The organism is Meishania litoralis (assembly GCF_042611095.1).
GTDB classification, from domain to species: Bacteria; Bacteroidota; Bacteroidia; order Flavobacteriales; family Flavobacteriaceae; genus Meishania; species Meishania litoralis.
Genome location: NZ_JBHFPV010000002.1, coordinates 36,226 through 55,282 on the forward strand (window position 1 = coordinate 36,226; position 19,057 = coordinate 55,282).

General features: G+C 41.3%; 13 protein-coding genes. All 13 read right to left on the reverse strand.

Annotated elements, in window-relative coordinates; translation table 11 throughout:
* Positions 1–8: 8 nt before the first annotated feature.
* The 13 genes from ACEZ3G_RS09185 to ACEZ3G_RS09245 all read right to left on the reverse strand — a co-directional run bounded on the left by ACEZ3G_RS09185 (position 9) and on the right by ACEZ3G_RS09245 (position 18,891).
* Entirely contained in the window at positions 9–1,292 is a 1,284-nt protein-coding gene (locus ACEZ3G_RS09185; RefSeq protein WP_432425193.1) for an ArnT family glycosyltransferase, read from the reverse strand.
* An 11-nt stretch (positions 1,293–1,303) separates the two neighbouring features.
* Positions 1,304–2,395: a glycosyltransferase family 2 protein gene (locus ACEZ3G_RS09190; RefSeq protein ID WP_432425194.1), complete on the reverse strand. Its 1,092-nt coding sequence runs from the start codon at positions 2,393–2,395 to the stop codon at positions 1,304–1,306.
* A 25-nt stretch (positions 2,396–2,420) separates the two neighbouring features.
* Positions 2,421–3,395, reverse strand: coding sequence for a polysaccharide deacetylase family protein (locus ACEZ3G_RS09195; RefSeq protein WP_432425195.1), 975 nt, complete (start codon positions 3,393–3,395; stop codon positions 2,421–2,423).
* Between the two features lie 4 nt (positions 3,396–3,399).
* Positions 3,400–4,839, reverse strand: a complete 1,440-nt coding sequence (locus tag ACEZ3G_RS09200) for an NAD(P)/FAD-dependent oxidoreductase (protein ID WP_432425196.1) — start codon at positions 4,837–4,839, stop codon at positions 3,400–3,402.
* A 330-nt stretch (positions 4,840–5,169) separates the two neighbouring features.
* Complete coding sequence (wecB, locus tag ACEZ3G_RS09205) at positions 5,170–6,294, reverse strand: non-hydrolyzing UDP-N-acetylglucosamine 2-epimerase (RefSeq protein WP_432425197.1); 1,125 nt, start codon at positions 6,292–6,294, stop codon at positions 5,170–5,172.
* Between the two features lie 403 nt (positions 6,295–6,697).
* Positions 6,698–7,057, reverse strand: coding sequence for a helix-turn-helix domain-containing protein (locus ACEZ3G_RS09210; protein WP_432425198.1), 360 nt, complete (start codon positions 7,055–7,057; stop codon positions 6,698–6,700).
* Between the two features lie 5 nt (positions 7,058–7,062).
* Positions 7,063–7,266, reverse strand: a complete 204-nt coding sequence (locus ACEZ3G_RS09215; protein ID WP_432425199.1) for a type II toxin-antitoxin system HigB family toxin — start codon at positions 7,264–7,266, stop codon at positions 7,063–7,065.
* 81 nt (positions 7,267–7,347) lie between these two features.
* Complete coding sequence (locus tag ACEZ3G_RS09220) at positions 7,348–8,781, reverse strand: sulfatase-like hydrolase/transferase (protein ID WP_432425200.1); 1,434 nt, start codon at positions 8,779–8,781, stop codon at positions 7,348–7,350.
* Positions 8,782–8,874: 93 nt separating this feature from the next.
* Positions 8,875–10,347, reverse strand: a complete 1,473-nt coding sequence (locus tag ACEZ3G_RS09225) for an arylsulfatase (RefSeq protein WP_432425201.1) — start codon at positions 10,345–10,347, stop codon at positions 8,875–8,877.
* An 11-nt stretch (positions 10,348–10,358) separates the two neighbouring features.
* Positions 10,359–11,828, reverse strand: coding sequence for a sulfatase (locus ACEZ3G_RS09230; RefSeq protein ID WP_432425202.1), 1,470 nt, complete (start codon positions 11,826–11,828; stop codon positions 10,359–10,361).
* Between the two features lie 20 nt (positions 11,829–11,848).
* Positions 11,849–13,408, reverse strand: coding sequence for a sulfatase family protein (locus ACEZ3G_RS09235; protein WP_432425203.1), 1,560 nt, complete (start codon positions 13,406–13,408; stop codon positions 11,849–11,851).
* A 204-nt stretch (positions 13,409–13,612) separates the two neighbouring features.
* Positions 13,613–15,400: a RagB/SusD family nutrient uptake outer membrane protein gene (locus ACEZ3G_RS09240; RefSeq protein ID WP_432425204.1), complete on the reverse strand. Its 1,788-nt coding sequence runs from the start codon at positions 15,398–15,400 to the stop codon at positions 13,613–13,615.
* An 11-nt stretch (positions 15,401–15,411) separates the two neighbouring features.
* Positions 15,412–18,891: a SusC/RagA family TonB-linked outer membrane protein gene (locus ACEZ3G_RS09245; RefSeq protein ID WP_432425205.1), complete on the reverse strand. Its 3,480-nt coding sequence runs from the start codon at positions 18,889–18,891 to the stop codon at positions 15,412–15,414.
* Positions 18,892–19,057 lie beyond the last annotated feature (166 nt).

Below are 19,057 nucleotides of genomic sequence, written 5' to 3' on the forward strand. Positions count from 1 at the left end.
AGGTTTTCTTAGTGTTCTGATTTTACGCGATCGATTCTAAGAACGTTCGTATAAACGTAGGCCATGAATATCACTAATGCCGGCACCATTATGATGAAATTGCGGCCCCGACCTTCGGTCAGTACTATGCCGCATATATAAATCAAAGAAAAAACCATAAAGGCGTATATAGCATAAGGTATTCGCTTTCTTGCCTTAAAAGCCGGGTATAAACTCAATATCCATAATACGACGATGAACATGTTGGGTATTAGGTATCCGAAAGCGTTCAGGTTTTGTTCCCTATAAGAGAAGGGGTAATGAAATAATATTCGTCCGACATTCGACACTGTATTTTTAATGTATTTCACCGGATGTTCTTTCATGTTCGCTATTGCCTTCGTTTTAAAAACACTATCCCGTTGCATGTGTGTCAATGGTTCAAGTTGCAAGTAGAAGTCACGGTGATTTTTTGAAAGTTCGCTAAGATCTTTATAGGTGCTAGAGTGCTCGGCGGTAGCCGAATGACCGTTCAGTACGTCTTCCCTAGAAAACCAATTTCCCCATTCGCCATCAAACGGCGTCGAACGATGATAAAGAATCTCCCCCCCGCCGGTACCCATGTAAAATGGTTTTCCTGTGATGGCATAGGCATATAATAGATAGGGTGTTATAACCAATAGGCCTCCCACTAGGGCCAAAGCTGTTTTTATGTTCTTGTTGTTCCTTTTCCACAAATGCAAAGACAGTACGCAGAGCAAGCTCAGAACGACTACCTGAAAGAAAATAATCTTTACCAGTACCAAAAACCCGGTATAGAAAGAAAGTACGACAATTTGTTTCCAATCGAACTTTTCTTGCCGAAATAGCTTTGATAGATGGTACGCGATCGCACAAACAATCATGAAAGCCAAGGGCTCGGAATACAACAGGGGAATATACCTCAATAAAGGGGGATAAAGACCCATCAACACCGCAAAAAGGATGGCTTTTTTTTCTTCAGTGAAAAATTCCATGGTCTTTTTTAACAAGGCCACACCGATTAGAACAAAAATGACATTCAAGAGCTTCAAAGACAAAATACCTGCGCCTAGGGCCATAAAAGCCGCAAGAACCAATGGATACCCAGGCCCATTACCCAAATAAGGATTGCTCGAATCGGTAAAAAATCCTTGGGTCAAATTGACCGCATAACCCATATGGCGGGTTTCATCGCCGATCAAGCCGTTCGAGAAAAAGACAAGTGCAACAGCAATGTAGAGCACTGCCAATGCCAGAAATGGCAATGTTTTTTTATGTGAACGCCAATTCATAGAAACCGAACTTATTTGTTCTTTTTGCTCTCTTTCAAGATGTTGGAGTTTAAATGGAAAAGCTCGTCAAAGTACCTTTTCTTTTGCAAGGAAATGAACCCTAGGCCCAAAAACTGAATGGCGGCGACAAAAGTAAACCCACCAATCAAGAAAGCATGGGGTCTCTTATTGTAAACGGCTGCGACAGCTTCTGAAAACCTATCGTCAAAAAATTCACCTGAAACCTGTAGTTCAGGGTATATCGCGTACACATGATAGAATATCCATATGATCATATATAATGAAGCGATCAAAAGTAGCAGTCCTACCATCATAAAAAATCCATAGGGCCTAAAAATAAAGCTTGACATCAACCCATTAAGAATACCTTTGAATATACTGACGCTCGAAGTTCTGTTCTCTCCATATTTCAATTGGAACGTCCAGTCCAGGTTCGAAGGCACCTCAATGATCCGACCTCTCATGATCCGGGCCTTTTGAAGAATTTCAGGGTTGATGGAGTAGGTGCTGGTCTTTAGGTTCAAAGTATCTAAAAATTCTTTTTTATAGGCACGTGCCATACCGGTAAAACTATGGACGTTTATTCCCGACGTAAGGCGCATGAACTTATTTAGAACCTTGCTCAAAAGCAATCTGTGAAAAGGTATGTTCGTTGTCTTGCCGCCTTTCATATAGGGGGATGCAATTACGATATCAGCGTCTTGGGCAATAGCCGCTTCCATTAGGTTTTCAACATTCTCAGGGCCAAAACTAAGGTCAATGTCAAGCACAACAATGTACTCGCCCTTGGCAATTTTAAAACCATTGCGCAATGCACCGCCTAAATTCTGGTTGACCGTGTTATGATGAACAGAAATATTGGGAAGCTTGTTTGCAAGCTCCTCGGCCAATGCACCGGTATTATCTTTACTGCCATCGTTGACAATCAAAATGTCCCAATCATATTTGTCGTTCAGCGCGTCCATATGGTCGCAGAGAATGGTAAGACTGTCAGAAATTATGGCTGCCTCGTTATAAGCGGGTAAAAGAATCGTTACCGAAGGTCTTTTTTCTACCTTGGCCGACCTGCCCAATTTTTCCGTTGATTTATAAATTGTTTCCATATTTTTAGTATTAAACAGCTAATGCTTAAAGTATTGGTTTACTATTAATATTGACTTCCTTCTTATTCGTTTTCAGAATTCCGTTAACAAATCCATCCATGCTTACCAAAGTAAAATGTCTGGAAAAAATTCCGATCACCTTTTTGAAAAATGCCGCCTTCTTATGACCGGCGATTTGCATACCCGGAAAGAATTCCATTCCGGAAACCATATCACCGCCAAGCAGATCTGTAGGATGAATCAAGAAATGCGGGGAGGTTCGGGTAAGTTTGCAAAGATAAATTGCGCATTTTAGATAAAAGAAGGCCAATTGTTCTGATATAGCACTGAGGTACACCAAATATGTCATATGAATGGGAAGTCTGAACAAAGGCATCGTCGTCACAGGAACTTCATATAACCTACGATTGTTTTTCAACGTCCAGAAATAGGGCCTTAATTTCATGAAGCCATCGGATAACTTTCCAAAAAGCTCTTTTCGCTCCTTTTTTTGCTCATCGGTCAATTTGGAAGTTTTGAAATAATACATTCGCGCCAGTGGCCCGATTATAGTCGGAAATGTTGATGAATCGTAGCAGTACCCTTTTTCTTCCAATACTTCGAAGAGTTCTTGGCTCCAAGTAAAACCGGGTCCGCGAAATCCCTTGCAATCACGGCCAGTGACCTTCTTAATGGCAGTATGCGCTTTTTCGATCTCGACTTGTAATTCTTCTTTTGTGTACAAATGGAGAAAAGTCTCATGCTTGAACGAATGATTGCCTATCTCATGGCCCTCGTCGGCTATCATTTTTAGGTACTTATGATTTTTCTCGAACTCAGCATCTTGGCCGACTACGAAAAATGTCAATTTTAGGTCCAGTTCTTTCAATAATTCCAAGACATAGGGAACAAAAATGTCGAGATAAGATTGAAATTCATTCCAATTATCCGAACCGTTGTTCTTCATGTAAGACCATTTATTGTCCAGGTCTAAAGAAAGACTGGCTGCTCTTTTGCCCATAATTTTAGCGAAGGTTTGTTATTGGCCCTTTTTCAAGTTCTTTGGCAACTTGTTCCATAAAGCCGTCGACATGCTGCACCACCCGATTGTTATTGACCGAATCGTTCACGAATTGTGAAGTGTTAAGTATAAAAAAGTCGGGATGCTTGGTTTTGATTTTTGGTATTATGCCAGAGTAGTTCAAAACCTGCAACGGCTGCACTTTATATGCCCTATTGATATGGGTTGATACAATATCGTCATCTACAAGATCCGGGTATAGGTTTCTTACACCTGACATGAATATTTCTCTTATTGCTTCGTCCGACATATCCCAGTATTCATGGTCGGAAGGAATATATTTAGGGAAATATGTAATGTAATTTCCGGCCGTCTCTTCTTGGTCCACCAATGAACTAATGCCGATTACCCCTGTAAAAGGAGTGTTTACATCACCCATGTTAAGAACATAAAAAGGTGTCAAAGGCTTTCTGGTCACCAAAGCCAAACAAACTACGCCAAGATATTCGATAGACTTGTCGGTTTTTTTGATCTCAAAGAGAGTTGGCGAAGTGACTTTTTCAAGTATGTTTATAGGTGCCGTAAATATTACTTTGTCAAAATGTTCTATTTTGTCGTTGTACCTTACCTCTAGGCCGCCATCGGCCAATAGCACTATGCTTTCTACCGAAGTGTTCAACATTACACTTGAACCTTTCTTGGCAAGAAGGTCTTTCAAACGGTCAAAAACAGTTTTGTAACCTCCCGAAACATAACCCATATAGTCTTTTTCAACAGGATGTTCCCTGGCCTTAAAGAGCCTACGAATATAGGTCCATATAAAAACTGCGGATACCCTTTTGTAGTTTTCTCCAAGTTTGGCCAACAAAAGGGGCTCCCAAAATTTGGTAAAATTCTTTTTGCCGCCCATTTTTATCAACCAATCTTTGACGGTGGTTCTTTCCAACTTTTTCCAATCGTTTATTCGACCGCCATAAAAAATCGTGAAAACGAGTCGTACTTTATCCCAAATGTTCAAAAGGGGAAATAATAAAAATTCTTTTGGGCTATTTAGAGAATGAAATTTTTTATCGACGTAGTAGCCCGTATATGAACGACTCCATCTTAATTTTTCTTCGAGGCCGATATCTTTTATCAAATTTATCAAGCTACCGTCCGTCGGTACGATTACGTGGTAAAACTTGTCCCATGAGAAGTCACCGTAGTCGTGATGGGTCGAAAGGCCGCCCAACTGCGAACCGCTTTCGAATACCTTTACGGTAGTGTTCAGCTCTGAAACCCTATGTGCGAGTGCCATTCCCATAAGTCCTCCACCGATTATGGCTACCCTGGTATTTTTGCCAGGATTGTCATTTTGATTTAGGTCGGCGATAGCACCCGACATATTTTCTGTCTTGATCGGCAGATTGTCTTTTACCTCTTTTAAATCTGTAATTTGTTTCATTTCTTTTGGTACTTAGTCCTAAATCCTACATATGACCAATATTTTTGAGCATGAAAGACTGTTCGTCATAATCGCCCTAATTTCAAATAGCGGCTTTTGACAAAGCATAATTTCATACCGTAGAATCGTAAAAATTATTTCTTGGTTCGAAATTAGAGTTTAACAAGAAGATATTGCCAAAAAATAGACTAATGACTTAAATATCACTCATAATACCGATAGAAGGCTTTTCGAGGGAAGTCCAACTTGTTTAATTTAATGTTGGAAACTAACTTGGCATTTTCTGTTTTAATTACCTCGAACATGCCCATAACTTTATAACCCAGATTATTAAATCGGGGCATTTTGCATGTGCCTTACGATTCGACTACAAGCTTTTCCATCTCCATATGGGTTATGTAATTTGCTCATTTTCTTATAAAGTTCATGATTGTTCAACAAGCGTAAAGTTTCATTTACGATTTTATCGGTATTTGTTCCCACCAGCAAAACAGTACCGGCTTCAACGGCCTCGGGTCTTTCGGTCGTGTCCCTCATGACCAGAACAGGTTTGCCTAAACTAGGTGCTTCTTCTTGAACCCCTCCGCTATCGGTTATCACTAATTCAGCTTGGTTCATCAACCATACGAAGGCCGGGTAGGCGAGCGGAGATATTAATTTTACGTTTTTCAACTGGCCCAAAACTTCATAAACCGGTTTTTGGACCTTAGGATTTAAATGTACCGGGTAGACGATTTGTAGGTTCTCAGAAGAATTTGCTATTTTTTTTAGGGCCTCACATATATTTATGAAACCCTGCCCATGATTTTCGCGCCTATGCCCGGTCACCAAAATAATACGCTTGGTGAAATCAATCTCATCTTTAAGCGTTTCAATTTCATGGTCGTTTATCTTATCTACCTTTTCTACACTTTGTATGAGCGCATCGATTACTGTATTTCCCGATATTAGAATGCTGGATTCAGAAATACCTTCTTTGATCAGATTGTCAAATGAATTTTTTGTTGGCGCAAAATGATAATCCGCTATATGGCCCGTAATGGTCCTGTTAATTTCTTCAGGAAAAGGCGCATGCTTGTTGAAGGTTCGAAGTCCCGCTTCTACATGGCAGATCTTGGCCCCTGAATAGAACGCCGCGATACTGGCGCTCATAGTAGTGGTAGTGTCACCATGAACGTAGACATAATCCGGTTGAAACTCTTCCAAAATCGGTTTTAGGCCTGTGATAATATCGGCCGTAAGATTGTACAGGTTTTGTTCTTTTTTCATCAAGTTCATATCATAATCGGGTTTGATGTCGAAAAACTCCAGAACTTGATCTAACATCTCGCGATGCTGCCCGGTAACACATACCTTGGTGATGAAATTTTCATTTGACGAAAATGCTTTCACCAGTGGTGCCATTTTAATGGCTTCAGGTCGAGTACCGAATACTATTAGGTTTTTTTTGATCATAACAGATGAGCAGTTTTATTGTGTCTAGTGAAATGTTGTCCAATTCTCGTAAAAACTCCAGTGGTTGAATACCTTTTGAAAAGTGTACCGGACACATTTCGATTATCGAAATAACCGTAATGTCTCGAATTAACGGCCGAAAGATACTTAAATCATCAAGTTGATATTTGAAACTTCTTCGAATAGCCGAAGTAATCGATAAATAGGAAGAATCGGAAAGTGTGGATAATTCATTCAATTTATTTTGAAAAGCAACTAGAGTTTAATAGAAGTATTAATAAGCGGTTACTTCCCGATGCAGTATGTTAAATTGCCCATAAACAAAGGGGTAGGGGCATTTGAGGTGGAAAATAGGTGAAAACCTTTGTTTTCTTTTAATACTATTTTGTTTTCCATAAAGCCATTATTGTAATATGATATCGCTGTCTATATTCAGTTTTTGGTGCAAAGCTTTGGCTACTTTTAAGGTGATTTCACGCTTTCCATTAAGGTAATCACTGATTCTGGATGCACTGGTATTTAAAAGTGCTGCTAAATCCTTTCTCTTCAAACCCGTTTCAAACATACGAAGTTCAATCATTTCTTGTAAAGTAGGTAATCCCATGGGGAAATGAACTTCTTCGTATTGCTCAATAATATCACTGACCTCAATGAGTTCTTTAGACGAAAGAGAATCCTCAGGAGTATTGTTATCAACCTCTTTTAGAAGCTCTTCCAAGCGAAGATTGGCTTCTACATATTGTTTGTGAGAAATTGTGCTCATTGCTTTTACAATTTATCGATGTTCTTTAATCTACTATAATCCTTGTGGTTACCCACCCACCGTATATACACTCTTTTAATTTTGAACAGCACTATGGCAACGATTCTATAATGATTAAATCTGGATTTGGACTCATTTTTCTTCCTCAAGTTTGCAATAATTTGAATCCGATAAACCAAAAATCTTTTAAAAAATGTAAACCAAACCATAAAACAGGTTAAATAGCTGTGCCTATCATTACTATTACAAATAATCGATAACCAAATATTATGAATGATTGTGGCCGTTGCTTAAAGTGCCTTCCTCTGATTTAAATGAATTAATTCTAATTTTTTTTCAGTGGCATTTATAGGTTGAGTCAACGGATATTTCTTATCGTACAGTTTAAGCTGTCTGGACTTCCATTGCGCTCCTTCCAGTATTAAAGGATGGGGGAGTGATATATCCCATTTTCCAAGCTTGTCCAATAAATAGCTTGTTTTATTTATATACTTTAAGGAGACGTCGTTTTGTTCGGATATATCGGATGCAAGGTCATAGAGCATTGGTAAACGGTCAGGTATGCTGACCAGCTTCCAATTTCCTTCCCTAATGGCTCGACTGATAGTGAATTTCCATTTTAAATTATTGTGCGGTGCACCGGTTTTATGCCTTATGACAAATGGGATTAGGTTAACACCCGAAAACTTTTTTCCATCAATACTACCTCCGGCCAATTCAAAAAAAGTCGGTGCAATATCCAATGAAGAAACCATAGGCCCATAATTTTTTGTCTTAGGTAGTTTTTTTGGCCAAGACATTATAAAGGGTACGTGAATACCCCCTTCGAGTAAAATTCCTTTTTGGCCATTGAGAGGTGCGTTACATGAGAAATTGCTGTCGACTGGGCCGCCATTATCGCTTAGAAAAACGACCAAAGTGTTTTCAAATAAATTGTTTTCCTTTAGTGTTTTGACAATTTTGCCGATGTTTACATCCAATCGGTGGACCATAGCGGCATAGGTTCTTCTAGATGGGTCTTCAATGTTTTTGTACAATTCCAAATCCTCTTCGAGTGCTTGAAGTGGTGTGTGGGGAGCATTAAAAGAAGCAAATAAAAAAAACGGTTTGTTTTTGTTTCGCGTTATAAAATCGACACATTCATTTCCTTTATCGTCCGTTAGATAGGTGATTTTTTCGGGTGTTTTATAATTACTTTCCAACGGAGCCAAATAACCACTGCTGCCAACTTTGGAGGCAAAATAATCGTGTCCTCCCGCCACATAGCCCCAATACTCGTCAAACCCATGATTTGTAGGATGGTATTTCTTTTGGTATCCCAAGTGCCATTTTCCCACGAGACCGGTAGTATATCCCAAAGCCCTCAATCTTGTGGCTATCGTTTTCTCGGTTAGGGGTAATCCTTGGTAATTGGGATCCAATCCTTCTACCGTTTTACTGGGGAGGTTATTGTCGTATCCAAACTCAACTTGGTTTACACCTGTTAACAGCCCGGCCCTGGATGGGCTACAAACCGCCGATGACACATAAGCGTTGGTAAAGTTTACGCCGTTTTTGGCCAATTGGCCAATATTGGGTGTCCTAATCTGTTTGCTGCCATTTAAGCCTAGATCGGCAAAGCCAAGATCGTCCGCAAGAATCAAAACAAAATTAGGCCTTTCAATATCCGATTTGAATTTACTCGAATCCTTAAGTGCGGAATCATGGTCTGTTTGTGAGTTCACAAACATCGTATTTCCGAATAATATAAATATTGCTAGTATTTTGTTCATATATCTTTTCGATTCATGGAAACCGTGCCCCATCCCTTTACCTTATCATTGTTCTATGACCATTTTTTCGAATTGAAAGGAGAATTCTTTGGAAAAAACATGCTCCTGTTTCATAATCTGGTCGATTTGTTTAACTATTTCGGGGGAAGTATCCGCTATGTCGGTTTCTTCCGCCATATCCAGATCAAGATTGTATAGTTCAATGGGTGCATCGGGGTTATTTGCTACATCAAGGCGTACCCCTTTCCAATTTCCAAGCCGCACGGCCTGTTTGCCTCCTCCTTCATGGAATTCCCAATACAGGTATTCGTGCTCTTTTTGTTCTTGACCCAACATTTCCGGCAAAAACGAAACCCCATCAGTGTATTTCGGGACCGGGACATTTAAAATATCGCAGATCGTAGGAAGAACGTCCCAGAAGGCTGAAACATGATCCGAAGTGGTTCCTGACTTTATTTTCCCGGGCCAGTGCGCAATCATAGGCACCCGTATGCCACCTTCATACAGATCACGCTTATACCCCCGTAAATTTGAGTTGCTATTGAAAAAATCCGGGTCTGCGCCTCCTTCTTTGTGGGGCCCGTTGTCGGATGTGAAAATGATTATGGTGTTATCGGCAATGCCCAATTCTTCGACTTTTTTGCGGATATCCCCGACCTGTTCATCCAACAAATCCACCATTGCCGCAAAAGCCGTATGTGGGTCTTTTTGTGAGCCATAACCTCCATTTTTATAACGCTCCCCATCATCAACACCTTTATAACCTTTTTCAGGTTGAAAATTTGCGCGATGTTTTTTCATATATCGTTCCGGGGCCATCAATTCTGCATGGGGAATAATGGATGGGTAGTACATGAAAAATGTTGTATCCTTATTTTTTTCGAGAAATGCGATGGCCTTTTCATGAATGCTTTCAGGTGCATAAGTATTAATCTGTTTCAATTTATTACCATCGAGCAATTCCTTGGTCTGATTGTGCCATAGGTGGTAAGGGTAATAGTTGTGTCCTATCCTTTGACAGTTATACCCATAAAATTCGTCGAAACCTTGATGGTTCGGATCTCCTTCGGAACCGGGATATCCAAGGCCCCATTTACCAAAAGCACCAGTTACATAACCTTCGTTTTTAAAGATCTCTGCCATAGTAATCGTACCAGCGGCCAAAGGATACTGCCCTTCGGGCCTGACCTCCCTGTTTCCCCGAATAAAGGTATGGCCAGTATGTTGCCCGGTCATTAGGGACGATCTGGACGGGGCACAAACGGTGGATCCAGAATAATGTTGGGAAAAGAACATTCCGTCTTTGGCCAATCTATCAATATTCGGCGTATTAAACTTTTCCTGTCCGGTAAAGCCGATATCCCCGTATCCCAAGTCATCGGCAAGGATATAAATAATATTGGGCCTGTTATCTTTTACAGTAATTGCACTTTCGGACATCTTTTTTTTACAACCCGCTATCGCGACCGAGATTAAAAGGATCGATATCGGCAAAATTCGTATTAGTCGATTTTTCATTTTTTGCGAGTTTAATTCTTATATCGGGGATTCAGCTCGGTGGGAACCGGGGCACCTACCTCTAACCTCCATTGTCGTAAATCTTGCAATAGTTCTTCTCTTTTAGTCGGATTAGTACCTGACAGGTCGTTGCTTTCCGAAATATCTTCCTTTAGGTTATACAATTGAAGGTTTCCGTCCTCAAAGTCCTCGATAAGTTTCCACTCTCCCTTTCTAATGGCCCCTGAAGGTACGGCTCGCCAACCCTTTGTCAATGCGTCTTTTTGCTTTATTCCCCTATATGTTTGCAGATATGCCGGAAAATGCCAGTAAATGGCATCCCTGTGCCATCCGTCTTTTTGAAATAGCAATGGAACGAGGGAGTGACCATCCAGCAAATAATCATACTTTTTACCTCCTGCCAATTCTACCAGGGTAGGGTAAAAATCGATTCCCATGACCACCTCATCCGTTTTAGAGTCAGGTTCGATTCGACCGGGCCACCAGGCTATCATGGGTTCCCTAATACCTCCCTCGTACAGCATTCCCTTGGAACCTTTTAACGGAAAATGATCGGTAGCACTTCCAAAGCCTCCATTATCTGAAAAAAACAGGACCAGCGTATTTTCATCCAGGTCCAATTCTTTTAGTTTGAGCAGGATCTTTCCCAAACTCCGATCCACACTTTCAACCATGGCGGCATATTCCGGGTCGTCCTGTTTTCCAAATGGCGCTTTATTCCTATATTTTGCCACCATTTCTTTTTTTGCCTGTATGGGCGTATGTACCGCGTAGTGGGATAAGTAAAGAAAAAAAGGTTTTTTTTGGTGTTCCTCGATAAAATCCAACGCTTCTTCTGTCAATCGATCGGTAATATATTCCCCTTCAGGACCATCTGTAAGGTCTGGATTCCTGTAAGGGCTAAAATAGGATTTGGGCGCTCCTGATTTATTACCGGCTATGTTTATGTCAAATCCTTGCGCCTCAGGCCCTGTTTCCGAATCATTGCCCAAATGCCATTTGCCCATATGTGCGTTATAATAGCCAATTGCTTTCAAGGCCTCGGCCAGTGTCACTATTGTTCCCGGCAATTCGGTTTTATTTGGAGTCGGTATCAATTTCCGGTCTTCAGATCTTCCCCGTTCCGTGGTTCCCACGGTATATATTCCGTGTCTCGGGGTATATAGACCACTCATTAAACAAGCTCTTGACGGTGCACAATTGGGTGCGTTGGCATAGGCACTGGTAAACTTCATTCCTTCCCGGGCCATTCTGTCTATATGTGGTGTTTCATAAAATTTGCTACCCATGAAACCAACATCGTTCCAGCCAAGATCATCTACGAAAAAAATAATGAAATTTGGTTTCTCTTCCTGTGAAAACCCAACCGTTCCAACAAAAAGGCATATTATGGCCGTGAAATTTTGCATTATGATTGCAGCCCACATCTTTTTCTGTTCGAAAAATGTCCATGGGGTACCGTACATTGCTTTATTGATCATTTTCAAAAATCAAATTGGCACTAACCTTTGTTTTTGACCTCATTCATGGCCTTGGTCAATTCCTTGACCTTTTCCGGATATTTATCGGCCAGATTATTTTGTTGTGCAATATCCTCTTTAATATTGAACAATTGGTATTCTTCCAAGTTTCCCGTTTCGTTCCTAACCCATTTATTTATAATCTTTGGTCCTTCATACGGGGGGATCATGATCCAGTCCCCTTGTCTATAAAAGGTCTTGCCCATGGCTTCCAAGACTAATTGCGTCCTTCCCTTGTGCGATTTGCCAAGAAACACATCAAGGGTATCTTCGCTATCCAAAGCCGAATTTTCCAATCCGAGAAGGCTTGCAAAAGATCCCATTAAATCCAACTGGCAAACTAAGGCATCTGAGGTTGATGCTTTAATTGTTCCTGGCCAGCTCACTAAGAACGGAACTCTGGTTCCCGCATCGAACATACTGTATTTCCCTCCCCGTAATGGCCCTCCGGGTTTATGATTTCCAATTTTTTCAACGGCATTGTCCTGATAGCCGTCGTCGAGAACGGGACCATTATCACTTGAAAAAACCACTATCGTATTTTCTGCAATGCCCAGATTTTCCAACTGATCTAGAATCTGACCAATGGTCCAATCGGCCTCTAGAATGGCATCTCCCCTTGGGCCCATGCCGGAGCTGCCCACAAACCTTGGGTGAGGTGTTCTTGGAACGTGGGGCTGATGGAGCGAATAGAAAAGAAAGAAGGGGTTGTTCTTGTTCGATGAAATGAACTCTTTGGTCTTTACCATAATGGTATCCGACATATTTTCATCAATGAACAGGGCGGATTTCCCGCCTTTCATATACCCTATACGGGATATTCCGTTATGGATACTCATATCATGCCCATGGCTCGGATGGAGTTTTAATAGTTCAGGGTTTTCTTTTCCTGTCGGTTCACCTGGAAAGTTCTCATTATAACTTACCTCCAAGGAGTCGTCAGGGCTTAGCCCAACAACTTTGTCATTTTCAACGTATACGGAAGGAACCCTGTCGTTTGTGGAGGCCAAAATATACGAATAATCAAAACCTATCTCATTCGGCCCAGGTTTTATCTCTGAGTTCCAATCCAAAGTTTCTCCTCCAAGGCCAAGATGCCATTTTCCAATTACAGCCGTTGTATAATTTGCTTTTTTTAACATGGAAGGAAATGTTTCTCTTGAAGTGTCGAACAACAAGGGGGCATTTCCTGGCAGGATATGGGCTTTTTGGTTCCTCCATGGGTATTCTCCCGAAAGGATTGCATATCTACTTGGCGTACAAGTGGCCGAAGTTGCGTACCCATTGGTAAACCGAATACCGTTCTTCGCAATACGGTCTATATTCGGAGTTGCAAGCTCGGTTCCACCATATGCGCTTACATCCCCATAGCCAAGGTCATCCACATAAATAAGTAAGATGTTAGGACGGCGGTCAATAATTTTATTTTTAGCCTCGCCAACTTCTTTGTTTGTCTTTTTACCAGATAAGTTGCAACTGGCTGCGACCATAAGTATAGACAATACTAATAATCGGCAAATTTTTCTTAAAAAGGTGTTCATTTTTTCTCTAAGAGGTATTTTAAGTCGTTTTAATTTTCAAGACTTGATGGCCAAGTCGCGGGTAAATAATGCTAGAACCAACTAATCGGGTCTATTTGTTTTTTTGTGAAAAGAGGATGTCCGATTTATTCACGAACATCCTCTCGATCAAGCAATAAAACTAACTCAACAAACTAAACTTTAATATTTTGAATTTACCAAATATTACCATCCGGGGTTTTGTTCAATTTCTGGGTTTATCGCAATTTCATTTGAGGGTATCGGAAACAGATAGTAATGATCGGGCCATGGTGTCGGTGCATTGTTCCATGCGTCTGGTAAAACATATCCCTCTGCCGCCCCACCTACAATCGGCACATTATTATCTTCATCGCTAGCAACAATCCATCTCCCGACTTGCCTCTCACTGGTGGCATAATCGGCCATTTTTCTCCACCTTCTTAAATCATCGAAACGATAGCCTTCGCCCATAAGCTCTACGGCTCGCTCTCTTCTTATTTCCCAAAGTACGGACGGAATTTCTGGATCTCTATCGGGGTCTTCCGTAATACCTGTTAAATTCAAAGGAGCCACACCACCTCTTCCCCTCAATTTATTAACGGAAACATCGGCAACTTCTTGGTCAAATTCCCCCAGTTCATATTTGGCCTCGGCATGATTTACCATGATTTCACCTAATCTAAAGATCGGGGCATCTGCAAAATCCTGATTTTGTATAGAAGCGAGTTTATCAAAATATTTCCATAGTTTGTACCCTGTTTGGGTCACATTATATCCGTGCCCTCGGTTATTCTTACGAAAATGGGGGGAGCGCCTTACGGTCAATCCTCTCCAATTCACGTCGGGCAATTGATGTATTTCCGGCTGCGATAACCCGGCCATAAAATCAATATATTCCCGATGGGTTGGGTCGCCCGTATGCTCCCATTCGGTAGTATTGCCGGATATCCCGGGTGGATTCTGGATTTGATAAGGCGGAACGGTGGTAATGAGCATCCTTCGGTCTCGATCCCTAAATTCAGTATAGGGGTCCTTCTCCAAATCTGTCCAATTAGCATTGGCTTTGACAGGAGTGCCATCTGTGAATAAATATGTATCAGCACCTTTTTTGGTAAGGTCCCAATTGCCTGCCGAATTTCTCATACGACTTGTAATAATATGTGTCAATATCCCAACTTCGTATTGTTTGTGAAGAAAAATACCAGCTGTTGATGCCAAATCGGCACTGTTGAAAACCTCATCATAGTTTGGGTGTAATGTATGGCCATCGATTAATGCTTGTGAAGCATTTGCACTTGCCTGTAAATAGGTGTCGGCATCACTTAAGCCATGGTACTTTCGCCAAGTACCTTCAAACAGCCCAAAACGGGAAATAAGGGCGCGCACCACATCTTGGGTGATAGAATTGGGCGCGGTACCTTCGGCAATAATGTTTTGCTCGGCATATGTAAGATCTCTGAGAATATTGGCCGCAACTACATCACGACTTTCCCTAGCCGAGAACAATACCTCGGTATCCGCTTCCGAAATGGCAGTTTCAATCCAAGGTACACCTCCATAGCGATTCAATAACCTAAAATACTGGAACGACCTGAAAAAGAGCCCAATGCTTCGCCAATGGTTTTTATCGACGTCGGTAATCGGAGCCTGGTCAATATTGTCCAACATTATATTGGCCGTTCGTATCCAGCTATACGGATTAGAATAATCTTCACTCTCTGCATCCACTATAATACGCCCTTGGAGCCAATCACTACCATTATTTCCATTATTGTTGTCACACATCAAGTCGGTATCGAACTCAAGGTCGAGTACATCAAGGTCGTAACCCGGGAACATTCCATAAAGTTGCCAGGCATAGGTCTCAAAGTTGGCATTGGCAGTAAACGTATTTTCCACCAAAAATTGATCTTGAGGCAATCGTTCCAATTCATCGGTACATGAGTAAAGAACGAAAATCATAAAGCCAATTAATACAAATATTTTTTTCATAGTTCTGTTTTTTAAAATGTCATGTTCAATCCAAGTCCATATTGTTTCCTGAACGGGTATGTACCCCCACCTCCTAAATTCTCGAACTCCGGATGCAATCCATCAGGTAAATGGTCGATCATTATCGGATTTTCCGCTGTAAAAAATATTCTTACATTATCGATAAAGGTCTTATCCAAGGCCGATTGTGGAATTGAATAACCGAACGTAATGTTCTGTACCGTCAGATACGCCCCGTTCGACAGGTATCTGGATTGGGTTGCCCTACTTCTGGGATAATTACCTTGGCCCTCAATATAAATTCTGGGATAAAAGGCATCGGTATTTTCCGGTGTCCAGTAATCCAATTGATGCTGGAATATATTTTGGAACTGGTTGTCGTAAGGCCAAAACACCCGATTGTTAATGTTCATAGCCCTTTTGCCAACTCCCACAAGTCTGAACGAAAAGTCAAAACCTTTATAACTTGCGCCTCCAGAGGCACCATAACGGTAACGTCTTCTACTGTTCCCGATTATGGTCCTATCTTGTGTGTCATCCAAGTCGTTGGACCCGTTTTGGATAACTCCGTTACCATCCAGATCAACATATTTTGCATCCCCTGGATTTGGGTTTACGCCTTGGAAATATGCCAACCCTTCCCTAAGGGTTCCATTTTGTAGGTTTTCATCCAGCGTTCCTTCCACGAAATCGTCAACTGTAAAGAAGCCATCTGATTGTAATCCCCAAATCTCACCAAATTCCCGACCCACATACGGAGAATTGAGCAATCGGGCATCATTGTTCAAGCTTGTGATTTCAGATTTATAAACATCTGATACGTTCGCATTGATATAATAAGAAAAATCGTCGCCAATAGTATCCTGCCATCCTAATGTGACCTCCCATCCCAAGTTTTCACTATCTGCCACATTGACCAGAGGAGGAGCGGCTCCCAGAACAGCAGGAGCAGGTAGGCCGCCATCCAATTGATCAAGAACCTTTCTGTTGAACCATTCAAGCGTCGTGGTGAAACGATTATTGAAAAAGCTCGCATCCATACCCAAATTAAGGGTCCTGGCACGCTCCCAAGTAAAACTAGGACTTACAAGTGCGGGACTTCCAACGGTTATATATCGATTCCCTGTCGTTGGGTCTATCCACTGAGAATTACTGGCAGGTAACCCGGGGAGAAACGGATAAAAATCCTCTGTATCGGGGTCGTTCGGCAACGTCGTAATCTGATTGCCGATATCACCCCAAGAACCCCTAAACTTCAAACTGGTCACTACACTGGTCAAAGGCTCGAAAAACCCCTCTTTTGAAACGACCCAGCCTGCCGAAAAGGAAGGGAACACCCCAAAACGATCATTTTTCGGAAAACGGGAAGACCCGTCGTATCTGGCATTCGCCTCAAGCAGGTATTTCTCGGCGTAGTTATAGGTAAATCGTCCAAAAACCCCTTGTACAGCCCATTCACCAAAGAAATCCTCCACTGCAGGATTGGTAGTCGTTCCGTCTAAAAATGGGATGTCCGGATTTATTAAATCCTGTCCTGAAGCAGTAAAACTTTCACTTGAAAACTCCTCTTGGTTAAATCCTGCAAGAAAGGAAAAATTGTGGTTCCCTAAACTTTTCTCATATGAACCGTATAGGTTCAAAGCATTTCTGCTCGTTGTTAAATGAGTTCGGGAATAATTTGTAATACCAACGCCATTGGGAGTGAACCGTTGCGAGGAAATGGTCAGTGGCTGATTATCGGTAGAACGTGTATCACGCAAACTATTTTCAAATGTATATTCTCCCGTAAGTGTCAATCCGTTAATAGGCTTGTACTGTAATTTACCTGTTAAGCGTGTAGTTTTTTCATCCCTTTCATCAGGTGTTCTCAACCGAACTATGTTTGAAGGGGTGTCATATGGAATCTCCTCGCCGGTCTCGGTCACAAAGTTACCTGCGGGCGTGAAAGAATAAAATGAAACGGCTTGGTTATAGTTTCCAATTGGATCCAATCTGTTACTGGCCCTATATAATGTATTTAGGCTGGCCGTAAGATTGGTGGCAATTTCAGATTCGATAAATCCATTAAGGTTATATCGCGTAAAACTGTCCCTATCGGTAACCATAATACCATCTTCATCGCTATACCCCAAGGATACCCTATAATTTGATTTTTCACCGCCTCCGCTGAAATTAAAATTATGTACTTGTGTGAGTCCTTGATTATCAATAAAATCACCTAGTACATCACCGACGGCGAGTGGATATCGCAATCCATCATTTTCAGCGTATCCAAGTGGATAGCTTCCAGGGTTTTGCTCATATTCGTCAACAAATCCCAACCATGTGGGAATGTCCTGCCCGGTCCAAAAAGTCGTTGTGCCGAAATCGGTCAAAGCCCTTACAAATTCTGCGGTCGTGGCGGCCTTTGCTACTTCCGTGGGCTTACTGATGGACATCGTGGTGGAATAATTAAAATTGGTGCCGCTGTTTCTAACTCCCTTTTTTGTAGTAATCAAAACTACACCAAATGCAGCCCTACCGCCGTATATAGCAGAGGAAGATGCGTCTTTTAAAACCGAAATGGATTTGATATCATTTGGATTCACATCCTCAAGGTTTACGGGGACGTTGTCCAAAAGTATCAAGGGTTGCCCGGTTCGACCATTGATACTGGCTATGCCCCTAATGTCTATATCCGCTCCTGTCCCCGGACGACCTTGCCCAAAGCTTATGTTTAATCCCGGTATGGCTCCTTGAAGAGCTCTTGACGAAGTTGTCTGTGCCCTTCCCGAAATAACTTCTTCAAAATCGACAGAAGACACGGCTCCGGTAACATTCTCTTTTTTCTGGGTTCCATAACCCACGACCACAACTTCATCCAAACTTGCGGTATCTTCACTTAAGGTAACATTTATCTGCTTTTGGCCATTTATTGGCACTTCTTGGGTTACAAAGCCTAAATAGGAAATTACAATAATTGCGTTTGAGTCCGCTACATTGATTTCAAAGTTCCCATCAAAATCGGTTTGAGTACCATTCGAGGTTCCTTTTTCCACAATATTGGCTCCGGGCAAAGGTTGGCCATTGTTGTCAACAACATTACCGGAAACGGGATGTGTTTGCCGTTCTTTGTTAGATATAATGGGCTTTTCGTTTATCGCAACAAGATTGCCGCTGGTTATTCTTATCTCTAGATTGCCTAGGGATAAACTACTTAGCAACTTGTTTGCCCTTACGACACCTTTCCGCAGGTGAATCATTGGAAAGTCTTTGAATAAGCCTTCTTCATAAAAAAATTTGTAATCGGTCTGTTCTGAGACAAGGTCGAACACCTCATCTACGGTTGCCATCGTATCTTCATCTATCCTAACCCTGGAATTCTGAGATAATAAGTTGTTAGGAATCGCGGCGAAAATAGAGGCACAAAACAATAAGATAAATGTTCTCATAATGTTCCTTAGAAGCCCATTTCTGAATAGAAAGGAGCTTTTGTCGAAATTAAATTTCATAATTTTGTTAATTATTGGTTAGTTGTACAATTTGTAGTTAATCAATAATGGATTAAGGGGATAAGGTTACTTACTTTGACGGGTAAAACCTTATCCTTCTTTTATTTAGTTTAGTTTCATAGGCAGAATATTAGCTTTTAAGTTAGTTGTTAATGTTAATTATTTA